Source organism: Mycobacterium sp. DL (assembly GCF_039729195.1).
GTDB lineage: Bacteria > Actinomycetota > Actinomycetes > Mycobacteriales > Mycobacteriaceae > Mycobacterium > Mycobacterium hippocampi_A.
This window is the reverse complement of record NZ_CP155796.1, coordinates 5,377,555-5,404,269: the sequence shown is the minus strand read 5'-3', so window position 1 is coordinate 5,404,269 and position 26,715 is coordinate 5,377,555. Positions and strand designations below refer to the sequence as shown.

Here is a 26,715-nt window from a genome sequence, read left to right as displayed (position 1 = left end):
GTAGCTCTCCGTCTCAGTAACTACGCGGCATTCCGAGGACGTGCTCGCCCAGGAAGTTCAGGATCATCTCCTGACTTACCGGTGCGATCCTCATCAGCCGCGCCTCACGGAAGTAACGCGACACGTGGTACTCCTCGGAGTAGCCCATGCCGCCGTGTAGCTGAAGAGCGCGGTCGGCTGCGTCGAATCCGGCGTCGGCGCAGAGGTACTTCGCCGTATTGGCCTCGCGCCCACACGGTCTGCCGTTGTCGTAGAGCCATGTCGCCTTCCGCAACACCAGTTCGGCGGCATCGAGCCGGGCCAGCGAATCGGCGAGCGGGAACTGCAGACCCTGATTCATGCCGATCGGGCGATTGAAGACGACACGGTCATTGCCGTACTTCACCGCCTTCTCCAGCGCGACTCGGCCGATGCCGAGCGCCTCCGCCGCGATCAGCATCCGCTCGGGATTGAGTCCGTCGAGGATGTACTTGAACCCTTGGCCTTCCTCGCCGACCCGGTCCTCGACGGGGATCATCAGGTCGTCGATGAAGAGTTCGTTGGAGCTGACGGCGTTGCGGCCCATCTTGTTGATCGGCCTGACCTCGACGTGGTCGCGATCGAGGTCGGTCATGAACAGGGTCATGCCATCGGTCTTCTTGGTGACTTCGTCGTACGGCGTCGTCCGGGTCAGCAGCAGGATCTTCTCCGACTCCATCGCCTTGGAGATCCAGACCTTGCGTCCGTTGACCCGGTAGTGGTCGCCTTCCCGCTTGGCGAACGTGGTGATCCGCGAAGTATCAAGCCCCGCACCGGGTTCGGTGACGCCGAAGCAGACGTGCAGGTCGCCGTTGACGATTCGGGGCAGCGTTGCGGCCTTGAGCTCGTCGGAGCCGTGCTTGACCACCGGTTGCATGCCGAAGATCGACAGATGGATCGCGCTGGCGCCGTTCATCGCCGCCCCGGAACGGGAGACCTCCTCGAGAAGAAGGGTGGCTTCGGTGATGCCCATTCCGTGCCCGCCGTACTCCTCGGGAATGGTCATCCCCAGCCAGCCGCCGCCGGCGATGGCGTCGTAGAACTCCTGCGGGAACTCGTGGGCCTGGTCCTTCTGCATCCAGTAGTGGTCGTCGAACCGGCCCGCCAGCTCCGCCACCGATTTACGGATCAGCTCCTGATCCTCGGTCAGCTCAAAACTCATGCCATTCGGCATTACTGCCCTCTCTGTGATGCCCTACCGCCGGAATTGCATTCCAGCAGTTCGTCTTTCGAGCTTTCTCTGCTGGAATGCAATTCCGGCGATGTGCTCCTCAGTCCTTGTTGCCGGTCAATTCCTTGGCGTTGGCCGCGAAGTCGGCAAAGTTCGTGCCTCCGTGATCGTGCTTGCTGAGGGCTTGGATGGTGACGTCGTGGCCTTCGGAGGCTTTGCGCAGGGCGCCGACGGTGGCTTGGTCTTTGGGGACGTGGGCGAAGGGGTCCCAGTGATACCAGCGCATCGCGTTTTCGTAGGTCATCTTGTTGATCTCGTCATCGGGCACGTTATTGGCGGTCAACACCTCCTCGAGCTGCTCGGGGGCACCGGGCCACATCGAATCCGAATGCGGGTAGTCGGCTTCCCAGCAGATGTTGTCGATCCCGATCTCGTGGCGCAGCGCCACCCCGACCGGATCGGAGATGAAACAGGTCAGGAAGTGATCCCGGAACACCTCCGAAGGCTTCTGCTTGCCGAAATCCTGACCGGTCCACGTCGAATGCATCTCATAGGTCCGATCCGCACGCTCCAGGAAATACGGAATCCACCCCGTCCCACCCTCCGACAGCGCGATCTTGAGCGTCGGATACTTCTTCACCGGCGCCGACCACAACAGATCCGCCGCCGCCTGCACGATGTTCATCGGCTGCAACGTGATCATCACATCCATCGGCGCATCAGCGGCGGTGATCGCCAACCGCCCCGACGACCCGATATGAACGTTCATCACCGTCTCGGTGTCGACCAACGCCTCCCACACCGGGGTCCAGTACTCGTCATGAAAGCTCGGATACCCCATCGCCGCCGGATTCTCCGAAAACGTCAACGAGTGCACCCCCCGGGCAGCGTTGCGCCGAATCTCTTTCCCGCACGCCTGCGCATCCCAGATCACCGGCAACGTCATCGGAATGAACCGCCCCGGATACGCCCCACACCACTCCTCGACATGCCAGTCGTTGTAAGCCTGAAGAAGCGCCAACGAGAACTCCGGATCCTCAGTGGCGAACAACCGGCCCGCGAACCCCGGGAACGACGGAAAACACATCGACCCCAAAATCCCGCCCGCATTCATGTCCTTGACCCGCTCGTCGACCTTCCAACACCCCGGCCGGATCTCATCGAGACCCTGCGGCTCGAGCCCGTACTCCTCCTTGGGCCGACCCGCCACCGCATTCAAAGCCACATTCGGAATCACCACATCCCGGAACTGCCAGGTATCACTGCCATCGGCGTTGTGCACCAACCGCGGCGCCTCATCCAAATACTTCTTCGACAAATGGTTCTTGAACATATCCGGCGGCTCGACCACATGATCATCAACACTGATCAAAATCATCTCGTCCTTGTGCATGCCGGCACTCCTCTCGTCCCGCACGCCCTGCGCGCCAGACGGTTGATGGTTCAGGCTGTTGTTCTCCTACTAAGGAAACTAGCTTCTCCATGAGCGAGAATCAACGTCCGAACGCGTCTGCTCGGCCACCTGGCTGCACCGTTGCCCTCTCTCGAGCGCTGCCCTGACCGGCAGTTCTGACCTCCACCGTTGACGAAATCCCACAAGAGTGGAAATCTACTGTCGAAATATGAGAACCTGATTCTCATGAGCGAGAGGAGCACGTCGGTGCGAGTGGCCCCACTGCCCGCAGACCATTGGGACGAGGCAGTTCACGCGGCGCTGCGCCTGATGCCAGAAGAGCTCCGCAATCCCACGGACGCCGGAAACGCCGTGTCGACCTTGGTCAATCATCCCGATCTCACCCGCGCCTACTTCACCTTCAGTTTCTACCTGCTCACGCGGTCGACGCTGTCAGCCCGACTACGCGAGTTGGCCGTGCTCCGGGTGGCCCACCTCACCGAGTGTGAATACGAGTGGCAGGAACACGTCGTGATCGGCAAGAGCGCCGGGCTGTCGGAGCACGACATCACCGCACTCCAGGACGGTGAGGCCGCCGACGAGTTCGACCGCACTGTGCTGGCGGCCGTCGACGAACTGCTGGCGGACACCCGGATCTCCGACAAGACATGGGCGGCCCTCGGCAAGGAATTCGACAAACGGCAACTCATGGACTTCGTCTTCACCGTGGGCGGCTACCACATGCTCGCTATGGCACTGAACACATTTGGCGTCGAACCCCAGAAGGAGAACTGAAAGTGGCATTCTTCCAAAAGCCCGACGCGGGTAGCTGGACCGAGAATTGGCCTGAGCTCGGCACGGCTCCCGTCAACTACGAGGACTCCATCGATCCGGAGCACTTCAAGCTCGAACAGCAGGCGATCTTCAAGAAGACCTGGCTCAAAGTGGGCCGAGTGGAGCAGCTACCCAAGAAGGGCAGCTATTTCACCCGCGAAATGCCGTCGGCGGGTCCGGGCACGTCGGTGATCATCGTCAAGGACACCGAAAACAACGTCAGGGCCTTTTACAACATGTGCCGGCACCGCGGCAACAAGCTGGTGTGGAACGACTACCCCGGCGAAGAGGTCTCCGGTAGCTGCCGTCAGTTCGTGTGCAAGTACCACGCGTGGCGCTACTCACTCGACGGCGATCTGACCTTCGTGCAGCAGGAAGGCGAGTTCTTCGACCTCGAGAAGTCGCAGTACGGACTGGTTCCGGTGCGCTGCGAGGTCTGGGAAGGCTTCGTCTTCATCAACTTCGACAACGACGCCGCGCCGCTCACGGAGTATCTCGGTGACTTCGCGAAGGGCCTCGAGGGTTACCCGTTCCACGAGATGACCGAGCACTACAGCTACCGCTCGGAGATCAACGCGAACTGGAAGCTGTTCATCGATGCCTTCACCGAGTTCTACCACGCCCCGATCCTGCACATGAAGCAGGCGGAGAAGGAGGAGGCCGAGAAGTTGGCCAAGTTCGGCTTCGAGGCGCTGGCCTACGACATCAAGGGCGACCACTCGATGGTGTCGTCGTGGGGCGGGATGAGCCCGCCCAAGGACCTGAGCATGGTCAAGCCGATCGAGCAGATCCTGCACAGCGGGCTGTTCGGGCCGTGGGACCGCCCCGACATCAAGGGCATTCTGCCCGACGAACTCCCGCCGGCCATCAATCCTGGTCGTCACAAGAGCTGGGGGACAGACTCGTTCGAGTTCTTCCCCAACTTCACGCTGCTGTTCTGGGCGCCGGGGTGGTACCTCACCTACAACTACTGGCCCACTGCGGTGGACAAGCACATCTTCGAAGCGGACCTCTACTTCGTGCCGCCGAAGAACCTGCGTGAGCGCCTGTCTCAGGAGCTTGCCGCGGTGACGTTCAAGGAGTACGCGTTCCAGGATGCGAACACGTTGGAGGCCACCCAGACTCAGATCGGCACCCGGGTCGTCACCGACTTCCCGCTGTGTGATCAGGAGATCCTGCTACGTCACCTGCACATGACGGCCCACCAGTACGTGGATCGGTACAAGGCCGCCCAGGCGAACGGAAACGGCTCCCCCGCCGCCACGCAGTCTGCCCCCACCGAGTCGAAGGATGCCGTCAATGTCTAAGTTGCCAGAGGAGTTCGCCGACCTGGAGCGGTTCGCCGACTGGTGCCTGCCCACCGAAGAGGAGCGCTACTCGAAGCGTCTCAACTCGACGATGGCAGAGATGCAGGAACTGTACGACGCGGGGATGGCTCGCCTCGAGGACATCATGGTCTACGTCGACGCACGCTTTCCGCTCAAAGGAATGCCGGAGGACGCCAAGGCTCTGGTACATCTGGGACAGTCGATCGTCATGGTCAGTTTCCCCATCGAGGTCTGGAAGCAGCCCCGCGTGCTAGACAGTGGTGCGGCCTACATCAACCTGATCAAGGAGCCGGTGGTCTGACAGTGACACCCCAGACGGCACTCCTGACCCTCAAAGCAGCGGGTTACGTCGACGTCGACGCCGGCGAGATCATCCGCCCCGGTGTCGTCACCGTCGAGGACGGCGTCATCGTCGCCGTCGGCGGCGACGCCCCGGAGGGCGCCGAAGTCATCGATCTCGGCGACTCCATCCTGCTCCCGGGCCTGATGGACATGGAGGTCAATCTCCTGATGGGGGGTCGCGGGGAAAACCCGGGTCTGTCGCAGGTTCAGGACGATCCTCCGACCCGGGTGCTGCGAGCTGTCGGCAATGCCCGGCGCACGCTGCGCGCAGGCTTCACCACCGTGCGCAACCTCGGATTGTTCGTCAAGACAGGCGGATACCTGCTCGACGTGGCGTTGGGCAGGGCCATCGAGGCCGGTCTGATCGACGGCCCCAGGGTCATCCCCGCCGGCCATGCGATCACCCCGACCGGCGGTCACCTCGATCCGACGATGTTCGCCGCATTCATGCCCGGCGTGCTGGAACTGACGGTCGAGGAAGGCATCGCCAACGGAACCGACGAGATCCGCAAGGCCGTCCGATACCAGATCAAGCACGGCGCCCAGCTGATCAAGGTCTGCTGCTCGGGCGGTGTGATGTCGCTGACCGGAGAGGCCGGCGCGCAACACTATTCCGACGAGGAATTGCGTGTCATCGTCGACGAGGCACACCGGCGCGGGCTGCGGGTCGCTGCCCACACACACGGCGCGGAGGCGGTCAAGCACGCCGTGGCATGCGGGATCGACTGCATCGAACACGGCTTCCTGATGGACGACGAAGCCATTCAGATGCTCGTCGACAACGACCGCTTCCTGGTCTCCACCCGGCGACTCGCCGAGGCGATGGACGTGTCCAAGGCGCCGAAGGTGCTGCAGGACAAGGCCGCCGAGATGTTTCCCAAGGCGCGCACCTCGATCAAGGCAGCCTACGAGGCGGGGGTCAAGATCGCCGTGGGCACCGACGCCCCCGCCATCCCCCACGGGAAGAACGCCGACGAACTCGTCACCCTCGTCGACTGGGGTCTGCCGCCCGCCGCAGTCTTGCGGGCCGCCACGGTGGTCGCCGCCGACCTGATCAACAGGTCGGACCTCGGCCGTCTCGCGGAGGGATATCTCGCCGACATCATCGCGGTGCCCGGCGATCCACTGACCGACATAACCGTTACACGGCGAGTCAACTTTGTAATGAAAGACGGTAAGGTCTTCAAGAATGACACCAACAAGGACTGAGGATCTCGTCGAGATCCAGCAGCTGCTGGCCAAGTACGCCGTCACGATCACCCAGGGTGACGTCGACGGGCTGGTGGAGGTCTTCACGCCCGACGGCACCTACAGCGCGTTCGGTGACACCTACACACTCAACCGGTTCCCCGTCCTCGTCGATGCCGCGCCGAAGGGTCTGTTCATGACCGGCACCGCACTCGTCGACCTGACCGAGGGCGCCGATACTGCGACGGGCACGCAGCCGCTGTGTTTCATCGAGCACTCCAAGCACGACATGCGCATCGGCTACTACAAGGACACCTACCTCCGGACCGACCAGGGCTGGCGGCTGAGGACCCGGGCCATGACGTTCATCCGACGCAGCGGCGAGCACGACTCGGGACGACCACACGCGATCGGCAGGCCCGAAGCCGGATGACCGTCCCCACCACAGCCGAGTTCCGGACGCAGTTGGCCACCTGGCTCGACGAGAACGACCTGACCCCGCCACCCGGTGACGACTCTCTCCAGGCGCACATGAGCCAGTTCGCCCGCGTCCAGAAGGCGCTCTATGACGCCGGCTGGAGTCGCTACGGCTGGCCCGAGAGCGCCGGCGGGCTCGGCGGTCCGGAAATTCTGCGCGCGGTCGTCGGCGAAGAAGTGGTCGGCCGCCGCCTGGCCGAACCGGGACCGTACTCGATGCTCGAGGTGCTGGCGCCCACCATGATCGACTACGCGCCCCGCGAGCTTGCCGCCGAGATGGTCCCCAAGCTCCTCAGCGGCGAAGAGCAGTGGTGCCAAGGATTTTCCGAGCCCGGTTCAGGAAGTGACCTGGCGTCGCTGACCACGCGCGCGGTGCTCCAACCCGATTCGGACGGTACCCGCTACGTCATCAACGGCCAGAAGGTGTGGACCAGCTTCGCGCAGTACTCGCACCGGTGCATCCTGCTCACCCGCACCGGCGACGCCGGCACCCCGAACCACGAAGCGATCACCGCGTTCTTCGTCGACGTGGACACCCCCGGTATCAGCGTGCGCCCGCTGCGCACCATGCACGACGTCGACGAGTTCTGCGAGGTGTACTTCGACGACGTGGTGGTGGATGCCAACCGGATGCTCGGCAAGCCCGGCGACGGCTGGCGGTTGGCGATGGATCTTCTTCCCTACGAACGTTCGACGTGCTTCTGGCAGCGCATCGCCTACCTGTACTCGCGTTTCGACGCGTTGATCGACGAGGTCAAGAGCGGCGGCCAGGCCAGCCACAATGAAATCGACGCGGAGATGGGCGAGGCGTACCTGGCGCTACACACGCTGCGTTGCCGCTCCCGAGCCACCCAGCACCGACTGGCCGACGGTCAGAAGCTCGGCCCCGACACCTCCATCGACAAGGTGTTGTTGGCCGGCGCCGAGCAGCGGCTCTACGACACCGCGCGTGACCTGCTGCCGGGCGCGATAGAACTCGATGACACCGCGTGGCGCACCGAGTTCCTGTATTCGCGGGCGGCCTCGATCTACGGCGGCACCGCCGAGGTGCAGCGCAACATCATCGCCCGCCGCCTGCTCGACCTCGGGAAGGAGTGACCATGGATCCCGAATCGCTGAGTCTTCTCGAAGACGGACTGCGCAAGACGATGCTGTCGGTGTCCGGCCCCGAACTGGACGCGGCGCTGGCAGAACTGGGCTGGGCCGAAATGCTCTCGGACCTGTCCGAGCTGGCGATCCCGTTGGTGTTCCGACTGCTGGGCGAAACCGGTTCACACGCCTCGGTTCTCAACGACGTGGTGCTGCTCACCGCCGGCCGCGAGGCCGGTGCGACCCCGGCTCTCCCCTACGCCGGTAACGGTTGGGTGGTCTGGGATTACGCTCAGGCCGGCGACAGCACAGCTCTGGGCGGCCTGCCGCTGCGCAGGGTCGACGAGGGCGGGCACCTCCGGTTGCCCGATGCGCGCCGCGCGGTGGGCTGGTGGCTGGTCGGATCGGCCAGGGCGATGCTGACCCTGGCCCAGCGACATGCGCTGGACCGGGTGCAGTTCGGCCGTCCGATCGCATCGTTTCAGGCGGTCCGGCACCGACTGGCCGAGACGCTGGTGGCGATCGAAGGCGCCGAGGCGACGCTCACGCTGCCCGGCGACGACAATCCCGATCTGACCTCACTGCTGGCCAAGGCAGCCGCGGGCAAGGCTGCGCTCACTGCGGCCAAGCACTGCCAGCAGGTGCTCGGCGGCATCGGCTTCACCGAAGAGCACGGTCTCCACCACCACGTCAAACGTGTGCTCGTGCTCGACGGATTGCTCGGCAGCTCAAAAGAACTCACCCGGCGGGCCGGCGCGGGCCTGCGGGCCCGCGGCTCCGCGCCGCGACTCGCCGTGCTCTGACCCTGCCGATCTCCGCGAGCGCGCGGGTCTGCACGTCGACGCGCCGTAAACGCCGGCATTCCGCGCGCGCTCGTCAGTCGCGAGCGCGCGCCCGGAGACCGACGGTCAGGTGATGTTGGCCTTCATCTCCTCGAGGTTCACCAACACCGGCCATCCGCCGACGCTCAACGCGTTGCCATGACCGGTCTGGTGAACGTCGAACACCGACTGGATCGCGGCGTAGAAACCCTGGACGTCCAATGTCTGGTTCACCGCCCGCTTGGCTTGGCGAAGCGCAAACGGTGGCATCTTGGCGATCTGCTCTGCCATCGCTCTGGTTTCGGCGTCGAGTTCCTCGCGCGGCACCACCTTGTTGACCATGCCGGTGCTGTACACCTCGTCGGCGGTCATCGCCCTTCCGGTGAACAAGATCTCCTTGGCCTTGCGGGGGCCGAGTTCCCAGGTGTGTCCGTGGTATTCGACACCGCCGATGCCCATCAGGACAACCGGATCGGAGAACAGGGCGTCATCGGAAGCGATGATGAGGTCGCAGGGCCAGCACAGCAGCAGCCCGCCGGAGATGCAGCGGCCCTGCACGGCGGCGATCGACGGCTTCGGCACGTTGCGCCAGCGCAGCGTGTACTCGAGATAGCGCTTCGCCTCGTGCTCGATGATGAACTCCAGCGTGATCTTGTCGGGGACCGGACCGCCGCCCCGCAGATCGTGACCGGCCGAGAAGTGCTTTCCGTTGGCCCGCAGCACGATCACGGCGACGTCGCGGTCTTCGGCCGCCCGCGTCCACGCGGCGTCGAGTTCGTCGAGCAGTTCCGGGTTCTGGGCGTTGGCGGCCTCAGGCCGGTTGAGGGTGATCGTCGCGATCTTGTCGGTGTCGTCATAGTCGATGTACACGGCGGATCCTCAGGTGTCAGGGTGGGTGCAACGGGGGCGGTGGGCCCGTGGTTCTACGCGAAGCGCGACGCTGCCGGCGCCTCGCCTGAGCTCGATATCTGGGCCTTCTGTTATCACCAAAATGAGAATACTATTCTCGTGGTGAGGAAGTTACAATCTCTGACACGTGGGCCGAGAGGGGGTCGAGGGCCGCTATGGCAAGGCGTTCTCCGGTACAGTCAGTGCATGTTTTCCCCAGTCGGCCGGCAGTCGAGCCGCCGATGACCATCCCCAGCGAGGAACCAGCCTGGAAGCAGCGGGCGGTCGAACGGTCGATCAAGACCGCCAAACTGCGAGCTGCGCAACGCGTGCAACGATTCCTCGACGCCGCGCAGGCCATCATCATCGAAAAGGGCAGCACCGACTTCACTGTGCAAGAGGTCGTCGATCGTTCCCGCCAGTCATTGCGCAGCTTCTACCTGCAGTTCGACGGCAAACACGAACTCCTCCTCGCCTTGTTCGAGGACGCGCTGAGTCGGTCGGCGGATCAGATTCGCGCCGCGACCTCGGGCCAGGAGGCGCCGATCGAACGCCTCAAAGTCGCCGTCCAACTCCTTTTCGAATCGTCTCGTCCCGACCCGGCGGCCAAGCGCCCGCTGTTCACTGACTTTGCTCCGCGCCTGCTGGTTTCCCATCCGTCCGAGGTCAAGGTCGCTCACGCGCCACTGCTCGCCCTGCTCACGGAGCTGATGGAAGAGGCAAGCGACGCCGGCGAGTTGCGCACGGGCATCAACCCGAAGCGGATGGCGGCGATGACGATGCAGACGGTGATGTTCGTCGCGCAGTCCAGCGGCGATGCCGGCGACGGCACCGCAAAGCCCATCTCCGCCGACGAGGTCTGGGATTTCTGCTCCCACGGTTTCGCAGCCAAATAGCTGAGAATCTTCCTCTCTCCACTTTAGAATTACGTTTGCGCACTCCGGAGGTCCCTCGAACCTTCTGCGTGCGCTTTCGTTTTTTGAGAGCGTAATTCTTCTCTTCGGAGAAGCACGACTGCCTGAAACGATTCCGCCATTGACACTCGTGCACCCGTGATGCCAAAGTTGTGAGACAAATCAGAGCCCGTTGTCTTACGAAGACTGGTCCGGCGAGAGGACACCGTGACGATCAGCGCTGAAAACTCCGACGTGCAGGATGCCGCGCGGGTTGCAGAGTTGTCCTACAACACCTACAACGTCGAGCTCAACATGAACCCGTACCCGGTGTTCGCCAGACTGCGCGAGGAAGCGCCGCTGTACTACAACGCCGAGCACGACTTCTACGCGCTCAGCCGGTTCGACGACGTCAACAAGGCGCTGATCGATCACGAGACCTTCATCTCCAGCCGCGGAGCGATTCTCGAGATCATCAAGTCGGGCATGGAGATCCCGCCCGGCACCTTGATCTTCGAGGATCCACCGATCCACAACATTCACCGCAACCTGCTCTCGCGGATGTTCACCCCACGCAAGGTGCTCGCGTTGGAACCGCAGATCCGGGAGTTCACCGCCCGCTGCCTGGACCCGCTGGAAGGTACCGGCCGGTTCGACTTCGTCAACGATCTCGGCGAGCAGATGCCGATGCGGGTCATCGGCATGCTGCTGGGCATTCCGGAGGAGCATCAGCGTTGGGTGACCGATCATGGTGAGGCGACGCTGCAGAGCAAGCAGGTCGACCTGATGGCCACCGGTGAGGTTTTTGCCGAGTTCATCGACTACCGCACCGAGCACCCATCGGACGACATCATGACCGACCTGCTCAACGTCGAGTTCGTGGACGAGACCGGCACCCTGCGCCGCCTGAGCCGCGACGAGCTGTTGATGTATCTGACGGTGGTCTCCACCGCCGGGGCCGAGACCACCACCCGGCTGATCGGCTGGGCCGGCAAGACATTGGCCGAATATCCCGATCAGCGTCGCGAACTCGCCGAGCACCCCGAGCTGATCCCGGGAGCGATCGAGGAGATCCTGCGCTGGGAGCCGCCGGCACTGCAGGTCGCCCGCTACGTCGCCCGTGACACCGAGTACTACGACCAGAAAGTGCCCGCGGGCAGTGCAATTCTTCTTCTGATCGGCGCCGCCAACCGCGACCGCCGCCGCTTCCCCCCGAATGGTGATGTCTTCGACATCCACCGGGAACAGCGCTCGCACTTGACCTTTGGAGCGGGTACCCATTTCTGCATGGGCAACGCCCTGGCGCGCATGGAAGGTCGGATCGCCCTCGAGGAGATCCTCAAGAGATTCCCGGAGTGGGAGGTGGACTGGCCCAATGCCACCCCGTCTCAGACCACCGCCGTCCGCGGCTGGGAATCCATGCCCACCTTCGTTGCCTGAGCGTGCACACCAGTTACCGAACACCCCACAACCCACAGAAGGACGGACGAACATGACAGGACGTGTTGAGGGCAAGGTCGCTTTCATCACCGGCGCGGCGCGCGGACAGGGGCGGGCGCATGCGGTGCGCCTGGCCCAGGAAGGCGCTGACATCATCGCCGTCGATATCTGTAAGCAGATCGACAGCGTCCAGATTCCGTTGTCCACCCCGGAGGACCTGGCCGAAACCGCGGATCTGGTCAAGAATGCCGGAGCGCGGATCTATACCGCCGAGGTCGACACCCGTGATTTCGACGCGCTCAAGGCCGCCGTGGACGCCGGCGTCGAGGAGTTCGGCAGGCTCGACATCATCGTCGCCAATGCCGGCATCGGCAACGGTGGCCAGACGCTGGACAAGACCAGCGAGGGCGACTGGACCGACATGATCGACGTCAACCTCGGCGGCGTCTGGAAAACCGTCAAAGCCGGTGTGCCGCACATCCTCGCCGGCGAGCGTGGCGGGTCGATCATCCTGACCAGCTCCGTCGGAGGCCTCAAGGCCTACCCGCACACCGGTCACTATGTCGCCGCCAAGCATGGCGTTGTCGGCCTGATGCGCACCTTCGCCGTCGAGCTCGGCGCGAAGAACATCCGGGTCAACTCGGTGCACCCGACGAACGTGAACACGCCGCTGTTCATGAACGAGGGCACCATGAAGCTGTTCCGTCCCGATCTGGAGAACCCGGGTCCAGACGACATGAAGGTCGTCGGCGAGTTCATGCACACCCTGCCGATCGGCTGGGTGGAGCCGGAGGACATCGCCAACGCGGTGCTGTTCCTTGCCTCCGACGAGGCGCGCTACATCACCGGTGTGACGCTGCCGGTCGATGGCGGAAGCTGCCTGAAGTAGATGACAGCAGCGCAACTGTCGATTCCGCAGGGCTGGGACGACATCACGCCCGAGTGGATGACTTGCGCTCTGGAATCACACTTTCCGGGAACTGAAGTCGACGAGGTCCGCGTCGCGCTGCGCGATGACGGGACCAATCGCCGGGCACGCCTCGCGCTGGGATACTCGGCTGGGTCAGGCCCGGCGACGGTGTTCGCCAAGGCCGTCGACCCCGAGCATGCCGACCTTGTGGAACTGACCAGCGGCCTCTACCACGAACCGAGGTTGTTCTCCTCGGCCGTCACTCTGCCGCTTGATCACCCGGCTGTGTACACGGCGCTGATCGATGAAGAGCGTCGCGACTTTCTGATGCTGATGGAAGACGTCGTGACGCGCGGAGCCGATCCGCGGGATTCCACCCGTCCGCTGACGGTCGAGCAAGCCGGCGCCGGGGTGCAGGGGCTGGCGCGGCTGCACAGCGAGTTCTGGGGGGAGCGCCTCACCCGGCAACCCGCGCTGGGGTGGGTCGAGCCGTTCGTCGCGTTCGAGGGGCTCGAATACGCACCCCTGCACATCGCGCACGAACGACTCGACGACACCGTGCCCGCCGATATCATCGCGCTCAGCGGAACCGAGCTCTTCATCAACGTCTGGGCGCGCTACATCGGCTCCCTCACCGAGTCGACCCCGACGCTGCTGCACGGGGATCCGCACATCGGCAACACCTATGTGCTGCCCGATGACACAGTCGGTTTCCTGGATTGGCAGATGGTGCGGCGCGGCAGCTTCTCGCTGGACCTCGGGTACTTCCTCCAGGGTGCGCTCACCATCGACGATCGCCGCGCTTGCGAACGGGACCTGCTCGAGCAGTACCGCGCCGCGTTGCGGCTGCCCGAGGCCGAGATGCCCACCGCGCAGGAAATCTGGCTGGGCTACCGCGCCTCGGTCGCACACGGCCTGGCGATCTGGATGGCCACCCTGTCCGGCGGGGATGCCTGGCAGCGGGCGGACATCTGCCTGGCCTTCGCCCAGCGGTACGCCGCCGCATTCGTGGATCTCGAGACGCCGAACGCGCTGGATACCCTCTGCGGCTGATCCATTCGGTCAAACCCCCGTGATCATGAATCTCGAGTGGTTGCATGGGTGACCATGAAGCGTCTCAACGGCATGGACGCCATGCTCTTGTACAGCGAGACGCCGAACCTGCACACCCACACCTTGAAGGTCGCGGTGATCGACGCGACGGACTACCCCGGGCAGTACGGCTTCGATGCCTTCCGCCGGACGGTGGCGCGTCGGCTGCATCTGCTGGAGCCGTTGCGTTATCGACTCATCGACATTCCGTGGCGGCTGCACCATCCGATGTGGATGCAGGACTGCCCGGTTGATCTCGACTACCACCTCCGTCGGGTGCGCGTCCCGGAGCCGGGGGGGCGACGCGAACTCGATCAGGTGATCGGAGAGATCGCCGGCACTCCCCTGGACCGGTCTCGGCCACTGTGGGAGTTCTACTTCGCCGAGGGGATGGCGCAGGACCGCTTCGCGCTGATCGGCAAGGTGCACCACACCCTTGCGGACGGGGTGGCATCGGCCAATCTCCTTGCGCGGCTGATGGATCTGTCCGGTTCTTCGCAAGAAGAATGCGACGACGCACCACCGGCGCGTGAGCAGCCGTCGACGGCGAAACTGCTGTGGGAGGCGCAGCTCGATCACTTCCAGAACATGGCCGAGATGCCGCGTCTGGTAACCGACGCTGCTCGTGGGATCACCCGGCTGCGGAGGCGCTCCAAAAAGCGACGCGGGCACCCCGATCTGGCCAAGCCGTTCAACGCCCCGCCCACGTTCCTCAACCACGTCGTGTCGCCCGTTCGCACGTTCGCGACTGCGACGTTGTCACTGGCCGAAGTCAAGGAGACCGCCAAGCACCTTGCGGTGACCTTCAACGACGTCGTTCTCGCGGTCGCCGCCGGCGGGCTGCGCGAGTTGCTGCTGCGCTACGACGGCCGCGCGGATCGTCCGATCCTGACGACGGTTCCGATCAGCACCGACAGATCACCCGATCGGATCACCGGCAACAAGATCGGTGGCTTGATGGTGTCACTGCCGGTGCATGTCGATGATCCGCTGCAACGGGTGAAGCTGACCTCGCTGGCCACCGGCCTCGCGAAGGAGAACAACGACCTCCTCGGCCCCACCCTGCAGGGCAGGGTGCTCGAGTACCTGCCGCCACCGCTGGCACCGGCCATGTTCCGGGTGCAGTCCAAACACGCCGATCACAACCGGCTGATGAACGTCGCGATCTCCAACGTCCCAGGCCCCCGGGAGCGGGGACATATCGGGGGTGCCCCGGTCAGTGAAATCTACTCTGTCGGAATACTTTCTGCGGGAAGCGCATTCAACATGACGGTGTGGAGCTACGTGGACCAACTCGACATCGCGGTGCTCTCCGACGACTCCACCTTCGGCGACCCGCACGAGGCGACCGATGCCATGGTGCACGCCTTCGACGAGTTGAGGGTCGCGTGTGGACTGGCGCGTTCCAGCACGGTGGACACGGCGATGGCCCCGGCACCCCCGGATGACTGACTCAGCGGGCGCGTAGTTCGTTTCGCAGAATCTTGCCGGTGCTACCCCGGGGGAGTTCGGCCAGGATCGTGATGTCGCGTGGGACCTTGTAGTTCGCCAGGTTGTCGCGCACGTGCTGCTTGAGTTCCTCGGCGGTGACTGTTGCGCCCTGGGCGAGAACGACGAAGGCGGCCAGTCGTTGGCCGTACTGATCGTCGTCGACTCCGAGGACGGCGGCCTCCGCCACACCGGGATGAGACACCAGTGTCTTCTCCACCTCGATCGGGTAGACGTTCTCCCCGCCGGAGACGATCATCTCGTCGTCGCGTCCCACCACGAACAACCGGCCGGCATCGTCGAGATAGCCCATGTCGCCCGAGGCCATGAAGCCGTCGTGGAAATCCTTGGTCGTCCCTGAGGTGTAGCCGTCGAACAGCGTTCCGCTGCGGACGAAGATCTGCCCGACCTCGCCCGCGACGACATCGCGCAGTTCAGCGTCCAGGATCCGGATCTCGGTCCCATCCGCGGGCTTTCCCGCGGTGTCCGGGGCGACCCGCAGATCTTCAGGCGTGGCGGTGGCGATCATCCCCGCCTCGGTGGCGTTGTAGTTGTTGTAGATCACATCGCCGAACTGATCCATGAACCCGATCACCACGTCGGGCCGCATCCGTGAGCCCGATGCCGTGGCGAATCGTAATGACTTTCCGCTGTAGCGCTTTCGTGTTTCGTCAGGGAGATCCATGATCCGGTCGAACATCACCGGGACGACCGCGAGGCCGGTGGCCCGGTGTCGGTCGATCAGTTGCAGGGTGGCTTCGGCGTCGAACTTCCGGCGCGTGACGACGGTGCAGGCGAGCAGACCGGCGAAGAGCAGCTGCGAGAAACCCCAGGCGTGGAACATCGGGGCGGCGATGACGATGGGCTCCTCCGCCCGCCACGGGGTGCGGTCGAGAACGGCTTTGAGGTCGCCGGCACCGCCACTGCCCTCGGAACGCTTGGCCCCCTTGGGGGTTCCGGTGGTGCCGGAGGTGAGCAGGACGATGTTGCTGGTGCGCTCGCTGGGGCCGGGCCGATGGCCGAGATGGGTGTCGATCAGCGCATCGACGGTCGGGGTGCCGTCATCGGTGTCCACCCAGCCCAGAATCCTGGTGGCGCCCGGTGTGTTCTGCAAAGCACGGTCGACGGTGTCGCTGAACTCCTGGTCATAGATCACCACATCGGCGCCCTCGCGGTCGATCACCTCGGCCATCGCGGGCCCGGCGAACGAGGTGTTGAGCAGCAACACATCGGCGCCGATTCGGTTGGAGGCGACCAGCGCCTCGACAAACCCACGGTGGTTACGGCACATGATCGCAACGGTTTTCGGCGAGCCGGCAATCGAACCCTGCGGCCTGAGCGCCTGCAACGCCACCGCCAACGCATCGATGCGGTCATCGAGCTGCCTCCAGGTCAGCGTGCCACGCTCGTCGATGACGGCCGGCCGGTCGGGGCAGCGCTGGGCGGCTGCGGCGAAGCCGACCGTCGCGGTGAGGCCGGCGCGCTTCATGGCGGCCCCCATCCGCAGATACCTGTCCGGGCGCATCGGCGCGATGAGCCGTGCCCGCCACAGCGTCGCCAGGAGTCCCAGAGTGTCGGCCATGCCGGTCAGCCCAGCACCGGGAAGCGGCGTTGGCGGGCCAACTCGTCGAGGGCGGCCTGCATCACCGCTCTGACATGAAGGTCGACCTCGTCGACGTCCGGGTTCTCACCGAACTCCGCGACGACGTCGATGGGGTCCAGGACGCGGGTGACGATCTTCGACGGCAGGGGGATGTTGGGCGGGAAGATGACGGAGAGACCGAACGGGAATCCGACACTGACGGGCAGGATCTCCAGGCGTGCCCGGGTCAGACCCAGCATGCGCGCAATCGAATCGCCACGGGCGAGGAACATCTGGGTCTCCTGCGCGCCGATGGACACCATGGGCACGATCGGCACGCCCGATTCGACGGCTGTGCGGACGTAACCGGTGCGGCCGGCGAAGTCGACGACGTTGGCCGTGAAGGTGGGGCGGTAGGAGTCGTAGTCGCCACCGGGGAACACCAGCACCACGGCGCCGGAGCGGAGCGCGTCAGCCGCATTCTCGCGGCTCGCTTCGATGACCCCCGCGCGGCGCAGGTAGTCGCCCGTCGGGCCGAGGAAGATGCCATAGTGACCGAGTGTGTAGAGCGGCCGGTCGTATCCGAACCGTTTGTAGAACTCCGGGGCGAACACCAGCACGTCGGGGGTGAGCATGCCGCCGGAATGGTTGGAGACCAGCAGTGCCCCGCCGGCCGCGGGCATGGAATCCAGGCCACGGACTTCAGCCCGGAAGTATCGTTTGATCAGCGGACCTACCCGGCTGGTGATCTGGCGGGTGAATTCAGGGTCCCACTTGGCCATCTCGGCCCGGTCGTCGGACATCGTGACAGCATATGTTACTTTCCGGCAAAGAGAATGTCATTTCCGCAGTTAGGAGTGGTCAATGCCGGGAACGGTGCTCGTCACCGGGGGCTTCGGACTCGTCGGTTCAGCAACGGTTCGGCGCCTGGCCCAACTGGGCCGCAGCGTCGTCGTCGCCGACCTCGGTACCCCCGCCAACCGCAAGGCGGCCGAGTCGCTGCCTCCCGGTGTGACGGTCCAGTGGGCGGATCTCACCGACGCCGATCAGACTGCCGGACTCGTCGCCCAGGTCGCTCCCGAGGTGATCATCCATCTTGCGGCGGTCATCCCGCCGGGGATCTACAAGAACCGCGCCCTGGCCCGTCGGGTCAACGTCGATGCCACCGCGACACTGGTCGGCATCGCGCAGGCGCAACCGTCTCCCCCGCGGTTCGTGCAGGCCTCCAGCAACGCAGTATTCGGCGCGCGCAACCCGCATCGTGCCACCGGACCAGTGACCGCGGACATGCCGATGCGGCATTCCGACCTGTACAGCGCGCACAAGGCCGAGGCCGAGGCGATCGTGCGGGCGTCTTCGCTCGACTGGGTGGTGCTGCGCCTCGGTGGGGTGCTCAGTGTGGACCCCAAAGCCATGACGCTGTCGGCCGACGCTCTGCGTTTCGAGAGTGCACTGCCCACCGACGGCCGGTTGCACACCGTCGACGTCCGCGACGTCGCCTGGGCGTTCGCCGCCGCGACCACCGCCGATGTCGTGGGCGAGATCCTGCTGATCGCAGGCGACGATTCCCACCGGATGCTGCAGGGCGACGTCGGACCGGCGCTGGCCGCGACCCGCGGGCTCAAGAACGGCCTGCCGCCGGGGCGTAAGGGCAACCCCAACAGCGACGACGACTGGTTCGTCACCGACTGGATGGACACCACCAGAGCGCAGGAAGCGCTTTCCTTCCAACATCATTCGTGGCAGGACATGCTCGACGAGGCGGCCCGGCAGGCCGGTGTCTCGAAGTACGTACTGCGACTGGCAGCCCCGCTCGCGCGGGCGATCCTCAAGAGGCGCGGAGCCTACTGGAAGCAACCCGGTCAATACGCCGATGTGTGGAACGCGATCCGGCGCACGATCGGCGATCCGTCGCCGGACTCCTGATCCTCAGCCGGGGCCCAGCGTCGGCGTGCCCGACTGCGGGTGGTGGTACCAGCCACCGGCGGCCTCGGTGCCCCCGTCGACGTGGATCGTCTGGCCGGTGATGTAGCTCGCCATATCGGATGCGAGGAATACTGCGGCAGCGGCCATTTCGTCGACATGACCGGCGCGGCGCATCGGAATGCCGTCTGCGATGCCCGCGGCATCGGCAGCCACCAGATTCTGCAGACCCTCGGTCATGGTGAGATCCGGCGCCAGCGCGTTGACCCGGATGTCGTGTGGCGCCAGTTCGAACGATGCCGTCCGGGTGTAGTTGATGACACCCGCCTTGGCGGCCGCATAGGCGGCGTAACCGGGCGCCGCCCGAACGCCCTCGATCGAGGTGACGTTGATGACGCTGCCCGGGCTGTGGGCCTCCACCAGTCGGCGCGCCACCCGCTGGGTGCACAACAGCACGTGTCGGAGATTGCTGCGGTACAGCGCATCCCACCCGTTCTCGGTGGTGTCGAGCAACGGCGAGTTGAAGGTACCGCCGGCGTTGTTGACCAGGATCGACACCATTCCGAGCTCACGTTGCGTGCGCTCCAGCGCGGCATCGACAGCAGCGGTGTCGCGCACATCGGTCACCATCCCCAGTCCCCCGACGGCGTCGGCTGCAGCGGCGCAGGTGTCGGGGTCGCGTTCCCAGATCGCGACGGAGACGCCGAAGGCCGCCAATCCCTCGGCGATGCCGCGGCCGATGCCGGCGCCTCCGCCGGTGACGACGGCAACCCGTCCGGTGAGCAGGATGTCGGACGGGTCGATGGCCATGTCGATGAGGCTATCGGGCCGGCGACGTGCCGATGACCCCGTCGGCCTCGAGCCGGGCGATCTCGTCGTCGGTGAGCCCGAGTTCGCTCAGCACGTCGTGATTGTGCTCACCGAGCAGCGGCGCCGCGGTCCGGTGCACCCGCCGAGGCCCGCGGGTGAAGCGGAACGGCATGGTGGTGTGCCTGGTGGCGGGATTGACCGGGTGCTCGACCGATTCGAAGAACTCGCGATGTGACAACTGAGGCAGCCCGCTCTGCCGGTGCGGCTGCAGCACCGTGCCGACCGGAACCCCGTTGGCCCACAGCGCCTCCACGATCTCGTCACCGGCGCGCTCACTGCACCACTGCGAGAGATGCCGGTCGATCAGATCGTGGTGGGCGCGTCGGCCCGATGCGGTGGTGAACTCGTCCGACATCGCCCACTCGGGTCGCCCGAGCGCATCACGTAATCCACCCCAGTGCGCGTCGGTGGCCACCGCCACCGCCACCCAGCTGTCGAGGCGGCCGAACTCGTCGATCTCGTTGGTACGGTACACATTCTGCGGTGCCGCCGTCGGCCCCCGGTTCCCGTCGCGTTCCAGCAGGGCACCGTAGGCCGAGTGCTCGATCACCTGCTCGGCGGCGACGTTGAGGGCGGCGTCGACCATCGCCGCCTCCACCATCACTCCGTCGCCCGTGCGGCGTCGATGCTCCAGCGCGAGCAGCACCGCGTTGAACGCGTGGATTCCGGCGTTGGGGTCACCGACCGAGTACGGCTCGAACGGGTTGAGGTCGCGATATCCCGTCAGCCAGCTGATGCCGGCGGCAGCCTCGATGACGTAGGCGAATGCCGGGTTGTCCCGCCATGGTCCGTCGAGCCCGAACCCCGGCATCCGCACCATGATCACATCCGACCGGATCGCCTTCACCGCGTCGTATGTCAGCCCCATGCTCTCGAGCACGCGCGGGGTGAAGTTCTCGACCACCACGTCGGCGGTCGCGATCAACCGGTTGAGCACCTCGCGGCCCGCGGCACTCTGCAGATCCAGCGTCACGCCCCGCTTGTTCGTGTTCAGCCCGGAGAAGATCGGCGATCGCTCCCACCAGAGTTCCTCGGTGACAGGGATGCCGGCGATCAGGCGGGTGCCGTCGGGGTGCCGGGTCGACTCGACGTGGATGACATCGGCGCCCAGCATGGCCATCAGATGGGTACAACTCGGGCCGGCCCAGAACGTTGTCATGTCGATCACCCGGACGCCCTCGAGCGGCAACCCCTCGCGCCCCGGAATTGAGGGCACCTCCCGCGGAATAGCATTCCTGGCTGCCGGCGAGCCGGAATCGCGACCAGGAATGCTATTCCGCGAGCGGTAGAGCTCAGTGTGCTCGCCGAGGCGCGGGGCCGGCTCCGGGGGCCGCAGCACCGCGGGCGCCAGGCGGTACGGCGGACCGGGCTGGGTGAAGCCGTCACGGGGGTTGAGGATGAACGAGCCGCGCGCGACGAAGTGGTCCAGCGAGTCCACGTTCGCACCATGGGCGACCGGGGCGTTCGGGATGCGGAACGCGGTTGCAAGATCTCTGATCTCGGCCACGGTCTGGTCGGCCACCCAGGCGTAGAGGTCGTCGGCTCGCTCGTTGGCCTGCTGCGTGATCGACAGCGGCGACTCCTCGTCGATCCACTCCTGATGGCCGGTCATCGCGCACAGGTCGAACCACTGCTGGGCGGTGCCGCACCCGATATCGACCAGTCCGTCCTTCGCGCGCGCGATGCCGGGAACGGTCAGCCTGCGCGCATCGCGCCACGGCCTGCCCAGCATCTCGAAGTAGCTCACCGGGTAGTAGGTCAGCCCAAGTATCGCCGTCTCCAGCATCGACAGGTCGACCAGTTCGGCGCCGCCCCGTATCCGCGAGGTCAGCGTGGCCGCGCTGGCGTACGCGCCGGCCAGGTACTCCCCGACCTGTCCACCGACGTAGACCGGCGCCCGGTCCGGGGCGCCGCGACCGAGGCCGACGATGCCACCCGACCACGCCTGCAGTGTGAATTCCGTTGCCGGACGGTCACTCCAAGGGCCCCCGAGGCCGAACGCCGTGATCGCGGTGACGGTCAGGTGCGGGTGCCGGTCTCGGATCGCCTCGGGGCTGAAGTCGGGATGCTCGGCCAGGCTCGAACCCCGCGACCACACGACCGCGTCCGCATCGGCGAGCAGCGCGTTGACGAAGTCGCCGTCCGACGTCGCGTCGGCGACCACGCTGCGCTTGGAACACGCCAGGTAGCTGAACAGCGCGCCGTCGGCGCCGTCGGCGATCTCCGCCCCCGACGCCGACCAGGCGCGCAGTGGATCACCTTGTGGTGTCTCGACTTTGACGATCTCAGCGCCGCCGTCGGCGAGTAGTTTGGTGCAGTAGGCGCCGGCGATCCCACTGGACAGGTCGACGACGACGTAGCCGGAGAGTGGCGGATCAGGCACGGAGGACACCGAAGCTCTAGTCCTCCTTGGCCCGGTTGCGTTTGCTCAGCCGGAACTCGGGCGGGAACTTGCTGTCGTTGTCGTTGACCGCGGCGGACAGGCCGGAGTCGATCGACTCGAACATGTCGAGGTCGTCGTCGCTGTCGTTGGCGACCCCGTTGCCCATCGACTCGAAGAACGCGCTGAGCAGGCTGCCCATGTACTCGCCCTGCTGCTGTTTGAAGATCTCGAAGAACATCTTCTGCTGGAACACGGTGTCCACCGGCCGATTCCGAGCGCAGGCCTGGGCGTACTTCAGAGTCTCGGCCTCCAACTGGTCACGCGTGACCACCTTGTTCAGGAAGTTGCAGTCATACATCTCGGCAGCGGTGAACGGACGTCCGGTGAAGACCATCTCCTGGAACTTGCGCAGCCCCATCATCTGCACCCAGGTCCACATGCGCGGACCCCAGCCGTGGTAACGGAACGATGGGTGGCCGAACAGCGCGTCGTCCGACGAGATCACCAGGTCGGCGTCAGCGCACTGGTAGAAGTGCCAGCCGTAGCAATACCCTTTGGCCTCGACGATGCTGATCTTCTTGAAGTCCTGCAGCGCGCGGTTGCCGGCCTGTGAGTTCGCGTACCAGGAGCTGATGGTGGCGCCGTTGCGGAACGTGCCCTTGGGGGGATAGGTGACCTCGCCGACGCCGTCATCCTCGAGCCGCAGTTCGGCCAGCCGCGCGGACGGATTGTCGTTGCCCTCCATGAACTCGGGAAGGTCGGCGCCGCTGCCCAGGTTGTCACCGACGCCGCGGATGATCACCACCTTCACGTCGTTGTCGGTGTTGGCCGCACGCAGCACATCGGCATAGCGCAACCGCGCCATGGACGTCGGCGCGTTGAGGAACTCCGGACGGTTGAAGGTGATGGTGGCGATCTTGGTCCTGGGATCCTTCTCGTAGAGGATGATCTCCTCGGGAGACGGCCGCTCAGCCATGAACAGACTCGCCGTAAGCCGGTGCGGTCGAGAGGATTTCAGCGCTGTCGGCGGTGATCAGGACCGCGTCGCGGGTAAACACCGCGCCGACACCCTGTTCCCACACGTAGGCGGTGACCGCAAGCACCATGCCCTCCTCGAGAATGTCGGCCTCCGCGGTCGCCCGCAGACTCGGTGATACCACCGGTGGGTCGAAACCCAGTCCGAGGCCGTGCGCCACCGGCATCGCCGGAAGATGTTCACCGGCCTTCTGGTAGGCATCCAACAGCCCGCTCGTGGTCAGGCCGGGCCGGCAGGCCTCGACCAACCTGTCCCACAGGTCGTCGCGCCGCCGGTAAAGCGTCCGCACGGCGTCGGTCGGCTCACCGACAAAGAGCGTGCGGGCGACCTCGGCGACATATCCGTCCGCCAACACCCCGGCCGACAACGCCACCAGGTCGCCGTCACGCACCAGGCCGTCACCGTCGGAGCGGCGCCACGGATGCTGCCTCGACGTCACCCAGGCCGCATCCTGGGTCGCCGGCGTACTCACTCCACCGGCGGCCTCAGCCTCCAGCACGGCGCCGGCGAGGGCCTGCTCCGTGGTGCCCGGCCCCAAGGCGGCGGCTCCCGCGGCGATGCCCTCCTCGGCGACCAGCAGCGCACGACGCAACGCGTGGACTTCCTCGGGCGTCTTGATCCGGCGGGCAGCCTGCATGGCCGGCTCGGCATCGATCAACTCCGCGTTGGGGAAGGCCATCGGCAGCAGTTTTGCGAACATCGGTGTCAACGCATCGGTTCCGACGCGTCGCATACTGTCGGCACCCTTGATGTTCTGCAGTATGCCGACCAATGTCATCGGGTTCCACGCGAACCCGTACAGATTCTCGTGCGGGATCTCCTCGGGGATACCCTCGTCCCACGTGCTGTTGAGGTGGATCTCGCCGGTAGCACGCACGAACTCGCAGATCGGCCCGAACGGGCGGGTGCCGACCACCCACAGCTGCGGGGCACCGGAGATGTAGCGGACGTTGGCCTGCCTGCCGAGTACCAGCATGTCGAGGTCGTAGACCTCCATCTGAGCGAGAGCACGCTCCCGGCGGCTAAAACGCAGAGCGCGGCCGTCGGCTTCGATCTCAGTTCCCACGGGGCACCTCGTACGGGTCGTAGGGATAGTCGGTCAGCGGCATCCAACCGCCCTCGGTGACCACCACGATCTCCTCGCCGCGATAGCCGCCGGTACCGTCCTCCCAGACCAGCGGTTCGAGCACCAATAGCATGCCGGCAGGGAAGACGAAGTTGTCGTCCCAGGTCTGCCCGAGATCGGTTCCGATCATCGGCATTTCGGCTGCGCCGGTCCCGATGCCATGGCCCAGATAGAAGTGCGGCAGCCACGGTTTCTCACCCCCGGCGGCCGCCGTCGCCGCACGCCCGAGGTCACCGCAGGTCGCACCGGCTTTGGTCACCGCGAGCACGGCATCGACAATCTCGCTCCACTTGTCGAACTGCTTCTGCTGAGTCGGTGTCGGATCCTGACCGACGATCCAGGTGCGCCCGTGGTCGGAGCAGTAGCCGTGATACGCGATGGACACATCTGTCCACAGCACGTCACCCTGCTGGATCTCGCGTTCGGTCGTCAGCAGGGGCAGGGCCAGATCGCCGGTGGTGGTCCAGGTTCCCTCCGCTCTCGACGAGGGCATGACCTGCCAGATGGAATCGAACATGTTGGTGGTGGCGCCGAGTTCGAAAGTGCGGCGCACGAATTCAGCCGATAGGTCGATCTGACGTTCACCAGGGGCCAGCGACTTCTGAATCTCGGCGACCGCCTGTTCGGTGATCTGACACGCTCGCCGGACACAAGCGACCTGGTCGATAGTCTTGACCAGTTTCGCGGCGCCGACCGCCGGGGCGGCATCCACCGGCGCGCTGGAGAACAGCGCACTGCCCGCCCGCCGCATCGCCCCGGTCAGCTCGTCGGTTGCGACTGTCGCGCCGGCCGGGATCAGTTGGGTCAATGTCTTCGCGAACTCGGCGACACCTTCGTCGAACTCCAGATAGACCGGCCCGTGTAGGTGATCATCGGGCAGATCTGACTCCATCGCCGAACCCTCGCGGAAGGGCAGGAACAGATGCGGGTGCTCGTCGTCGGCCAGCACGACTGCTACCGGTCGCTCGACATGTGACAACCCCGCGTCTGCCAGCGGCCAGCTGATCCCCGTCGCGTACATGACGTTGCCGTTACCCAGCAACACCAGCGCATCCACGCCCTGGTCGGCCATTGCGGCGTGCAGACGTACACCGACTTCTCTTCGTAACCGGGCGAAGTCGGGCTTCTCGGGGATGTCCAGCCACGTATGCCCGGTTCGGGCGATCCGGGTGACACCGGATCGAGCGGACGTCGTCGCCGTCACGACGCGTCAACCGGGAGGCCGAGGAACTTCTTGACGTTGGTGCTGACGATCTTGACCGCGTCGTCCGCACCCACCGCGTCGACGACCGACGCCAACGACTTCTCGGAGTAGCCGAAGGTGCTCTCGTTGTGCGGGTAGTCCGAGGACCACATGACGTTGTCGACACCGATGCGGTCGATCAACTGCAGGCCCAGCGGATCGACCATGAACGAGGCGCTCATGTGGTTGTCCCAGTAGTGCTGAACGCCGTGCTCGAGTTGGTGGTTGAACATGTGCCGGTAGGAGGCGAGCATGTGCTCGGCATCCTGCAGCGCGGTCGGCACCCAGGCGATCCCGCCTTCGAACCAGCCGATCTTCAGCGAGGGATGCCGATCGAGGATGCCGGAGAACACGTACTTGGCGAACTGCTCACGGAACGAGTCGACGTTGACCATCATGCCGACCACGACGCTGTTGTTCTGGCACGGCGTTTTCGGGGGCGTCTCGCCGATGTGATGGCTGACCGGCAACCCTGCCGCCTCGATCTCGTCCCAGACGGCGTCCATGGCGGTGCTGCCGTAGTCGTAGATGTTGCCGTCGTCGTCCTTGCCGGGGTTGAGCGGCAGCAGGAATGTCCGCAGTCCCAGGGACTTCAGCTCCTCGAGGGTGCTGCGCGTGCCACGGGGATCCCACCAGTTGATCAGGCCGACGCCGTTGAAGTGACCGTTGGAACGCTCCTGCAGGTCGGCGATGTGCTCGTTGTAGATCCGGAACACTCTCTCGCGCAGGGACTTGTCCGGGTAGTGGAACAGCGCCAGCACCGCGTTCGGGAAGGCCAGTTCCTTGTCGATGCCGTCCTGCTTGAGCTCCTTGATGCGCGCCTCGATGTTGTTCGACGCGGCCCCGGCGAGGTCGTCGTACTGCATGAGCACCCGGCCGAAATCGCCGCCGGTCCACGCCTTGCCCTTCATGCCGACCATGTACGCGCCGTCCTCGTACCAGATGCGCGGGGCCGCGCCCTTGAGTTCCTCGGGAAACCGCTCATAGAAGATGTCATCGGCGACCGAGATGTGATTGTCCGCCGAGAAGATCTCGGTTCCTTCGGGGAGTCCTGCGATACCGCCACTGGCGTGTCCGTGGCGGTTCTTCGGTGCGCCCCATCCTTCGGGGGGATAAAGCGTCGTCACCGGGCGGGTGGGCGAGGGAACTGTCGGAGTGGACATCGTTGGTGCTCCAATCG

At 65.2% G+C, this 26,715-nt stretch carries 24 protein-coding genes; 13 read left to right on the top strand and 11 right to left on the bottom strand.

Translation table 11 applies throughout. The features are described 5' to 3' along the window. Positions 1-13: 13 nt before the first annotated feature. Together ABDC78_RS25870 and ABDC78_RS25865 are read right to left on the bottom strand one after the other, a co-directional pair. The gene (locus ABDC78_RS25870; protein ID WP_256735840.1) at positions 14-1,180 is read right to left on the bottom strand and encodes an acyl-CoA dehydrogenase family protein; all 1,167 of its coding nucleotides are present in this window, start codon (positions 1,178-1,180) and stop codon (positions 14-16) included. A 109-nt stretch (positions 1,181-1,289) separates the two neighbouring features. Continuing rightward, positions 1,290-2,582 carry an amidohydrolase family protein gene (locus ABDC78_RS25865; protein WP_178357110.1) on the bottom strand — a complete coding sequence of 431 codons (1,293 nt, stop codon included), beginning with the start codon at positions 2,580-2,582 and terminating at the stop codon, positions 1,290-1,292. A 246-nt stretch (positions 2,583-2,828) separates the two neighbouring features. On the opposite strand from ABDC78_RS25865, the gene ABDC78_RS25860 reads away from it, so the two are divergent. The 7 genes from ABDC78_RS25860 to ABDC78_RS25830 are packed head-to-tail and all read left to right on the top strand — an operon-like array spanning position 2,829 to position 8,643. After that, complete coding sequence (locus tag ABDC78_RS25860) at positions 2,829-3,377, top strand: carboxymuconolactone decarboxylase family protein (RefSeq protein ID WP_218620220.1); 549 nt, start codon at positions 2,829-2,831, stop codon at positions 3,375-3,377. 2 nt (positions 3,378-3,379) lie between these two features. After that, positions 3,380-4,723, top strand: a complete 1,344-nt coding sequence (locus tag ABDC78_RS25855) for an aromatic ring-hydroxylating dioxygenase subunit alpha (protein ID WP_178357111.1) — start codon at positions 3,380-3,382, stop codon at positions 4,721-4,723. Beyond that, positions 4,716-5,045 carry a hypothetical protein gene (locus ABDC78_RS25850; RefSeq protein WP_178357112.1) on the top strand — a complete coding sequence of 110 codons (330 nt, stop codon included), beginning with the start codon at positions 4,716-4,718 and terminating at the stop codon, positions 5,043-5,045. Before ABDC78_RS25855 ends, ABDC78_RS25850 begins: the two co-directional genes overlap by 8 nt. A gap of 2 nt (positions 5,046-5,047) precedes the next feature. After that, entirely contained in the window at positions 5,048-6,295 is a 1,248-nt protein-coding gene (locus ABDC78_RS25845) for an amidohydrolase family protein (protein ID WP_178357113.1), read from the top strand. Continuing rightward, on the top strand, positions 6,276-6,707 hold the full coding sequence (locus ABDC78_RS25840) for a nuclear transport factor 2 family protein (protein ID WP_178357114.1): 432 nt from the start codon (positions 6,276-6,278) through the stop codon (positions 6,705-6,707). The genes ABDC78_RS25845 and ABDC78_RS25840 overlap by 20 nt, the downstream gene beginning before the upstream one ends. Further along, positions 6,704-7,849: an acyl-CoA dehydrogenase family protein gene (locus ABDC78_RS25835; RefSeq protein ID WP_178357115.1), complete on the top strand. Its 1,146-nt coding sequence runs from the start codon at positions 6,704-6,706 to the stop codon at positions 7,847-7,849. Before ABDC78_RS25840 ends, ABDC78_RS25835 begins: the two co-directional genes overlap by 4 nt. Positions 7,850-7,851: 2 nt before the next feature. Then, positions 7,852-8,643, top strand: a complete 792-nt coding sequence (locus tag ABDC78_RS25830) for an acyl-CoA dehydrogenase family protein (protein WP_178357116.1) — start codon at positions 7,852-7,854, stop codon at positions 8,641-8,643. Between the two features lie 105 nt (positions 8,644-8,748). Here the strand turns inward: ABDC78_RS25830 and ABDC78_RS25825 are convergent, their stop codons facing one another. Beyond that, positions 8,749-9,531 carry an enoyl-CoA hydratase gene (locus tag ABDC78_RS25825; protein WP_178357117.1) on the bottom strand — a complete coding sequence of 261 codons (783 nt, stop codon included), beginning with the start codon at positions 9,529-9,531 and terminating at the stop codon, positions 8,749-8,751. Positions 9,532-9,725: 194 nt separating this feature from the next. On the opposite strand from ABDC78_RS25825, the gene ABDC78_RS25820 reads away from it, so the two are divergent. From ABDC78_RS25820 to ABDC78_RS25800, 5 genes are all read left to right on the top strand, one after another. Further along, positions 9,726-10,445, top strand: coding sequence for a TetR/AcrR family transcriptional regulator (locus ABDC78_RS25820; RefSeq protein WP_178357118.1), 720 nt, complete (start codon positions 9,726-9,728; stop codon positions 10,443-10,445). Between the two features lie 225 nt (positions 10,446-10,670). Then, complete coding sequence (locus ABDC78_RS25815; RefSeq protein WP_347133229.1) at positions 10,671-11,882, top strand: cytochrome P450; 1,212 nt, start codon at positions 10,671-10,673, stop codon at positions 11,880-11,882. Positions 11,883-11,934: 52 nt separating this feature from the next. Further along, positions 11,935-12,771: a mycofactocin-coupled SDR family oxidoreductase gene (locus ABDC78_RS25810; RefSeq protein ID WP_178357119.1), complete on the top strand. Its 837-nt coding sequence runs from the start codon at positions 11,935-11,937 to the stop codon at positions 12,769-12,771. Next, complete coding sequence (locus tag ABDC78_RS25805) at positions 12,772-13,845, top strand: phosphotransferase (protein ID WP_178357120.1); 1,074 nt, start codon at positions 12,772-12,774, stop codon at positions 13,843-13,845. Between the two features lie 54 nt (positions 13,846-13,899). Then, positions 13,900-15,336 (top strand): wax ester/triacylglycerol synthase family O-acyltransferase, encoded by a 1,437-nt coding sequence (locus tag ABDC78_RS25800; RefSeq protein ID WP_178357238.1) that lies wholly within the window; start codon positions 13,900-13,902, stop codon positions 15,334-15,336. A gap of 1 nt (position 15,337) precedes the next feature. Here the strand turns inward: ABDC78_RS25800 and fadD12 are convergent, their stop codons facing one another. Both fadD12 and ABDC78_RS25790 read right to left on the bottom strand, forming a co-directional pair. Next, on the bottom strand, positions 15,338-16,954 hold the full coding sequence (gene fadD12, locus ABDC78_RS25795) for an acyl-CoA ligase FadD12 (protein ID WP_178357121.1): 1,617 nt from the start codon (positions 16,952-16,954) through the stop codon (positions 15,338-15,340). Positions 16,955-16,959: 5 nt separating this feature from the next. Further along, a complete protein-coding gene (locus ABDC78_RS25790) occupies positions 16,960-17,757 on the bottom strand; it encodes a lysophospholipid acyltransferase family protein (protein WP_178357122.1) in 798 nt (265 codons plus the stop codon). Positions 17,758-17,818: 61 nt separating this feature from the next. On the opposite strand from ABDC78_RS25790, the gene ABDC78_RS25785 reads away from it, so the two are divergent. Next, complete coding sequence (locus tag ABDC78_RS25785; RefSeq protein ID WP_178357123.1) at positions 17,819-18,880, top strand: NAD(P)-dependent oxidoreductase; 1,062 nt, start codon at positions 17,819-17,821, stop codon at positions 18,878-18,880. A 3-nt stretch (positions 18,881-18,883) separates the two neighbouring features. Here the strand turns inward: ABDC78_RS25785 and ABDC78_RS25780 are convergent, their stop codons facing one another. From ABDC78_RS25780 to ABDC78_RS25755, 6 genes are read right to left on the bottom strand one after another with little or no spacing between them, the layout of a single operon-like run. Beyond that, the gene (locus ABDC78_RS25780) at positions 18,884-19,687 is read right to left on the bottom strand and encodes an SDR family oxidoreductase (RefSeq protein ID WP_178357124.1); all 804 of its coding nucleotides are present in this window, start codon (positions 19,685-19,687) and stop codon (positions 18,884-18,886) included. Between the two features lie 10 nt (positions 19,688-19,697). Next, positions 19,698-22,139, bottom strand: coding sequence for a CoA transferase (locus tag ABDC78_RS25775; RefSeq protein ID WP_178357125.1), 2,442 nt, complete (start codon positions 22,137-22,139; stop codon positions 19,698-19,700). A gap of 7 nt (positions 22,140-22,146) precedes the next feature. After that, positions 22,147-23,106 (bottom strand): enoyl-CoA hydratase/isomerase family protein, encoded by a 960-nt coding sequence (locus tag ABDC78_RS25770; RefSeq protein WP_178357126.1) that lies wholly within the window; start codon positions 23,104-23,106, stop codon positions 22,147-22,149. Beyond that, positions 23,099-24,232 carry a M24 family metallopeptidase gene (locus ABDC78_RS25765; protein ID WP_178357127.1) on the bottom strand — a complete coding sequence of 378 codons (1,134 nt, stop codon included), beginning with the start codon at positions 24,230-24,232 and terminating at the stop codon, positions 23,099-23,101. Before ABDC78_RS25765 ends, ABDC78_RS25770 begins: the two co-directional genes overlap by 8 nt. Continuing rightward, positions 24,222-25,496, bottom strand: coding sequence for a Xaa-Pro peptidase family protein (locus ABDC78_RS25760; RefSeq protein ID WP_178357128.1), 1,275 nt, complete (start codon positions 25,494-25,496; stop codon positions 24,222-24,224). Before ABDC78_RS25760 ends, ABDC78_RS25765 begins: the two co-directional genes overlap by 11 nt. Further along, a complete protein-coding gene (locus tag ABDC78_RS25755; protein ID WP_178357129.1) occupies positions 25,493-26,698 on the bottom strand; it encodes an amidohydrolase family protein in 1,206 nt (401 codons plus the stop codon). The genes ABDC78_RS25760 and ABDC78_RS25755 overlap by 4 nt, the downstream gene beginning before the upstream one ends. Positions 26,699-26,715 lie beyond the last annotated feature (17 nt).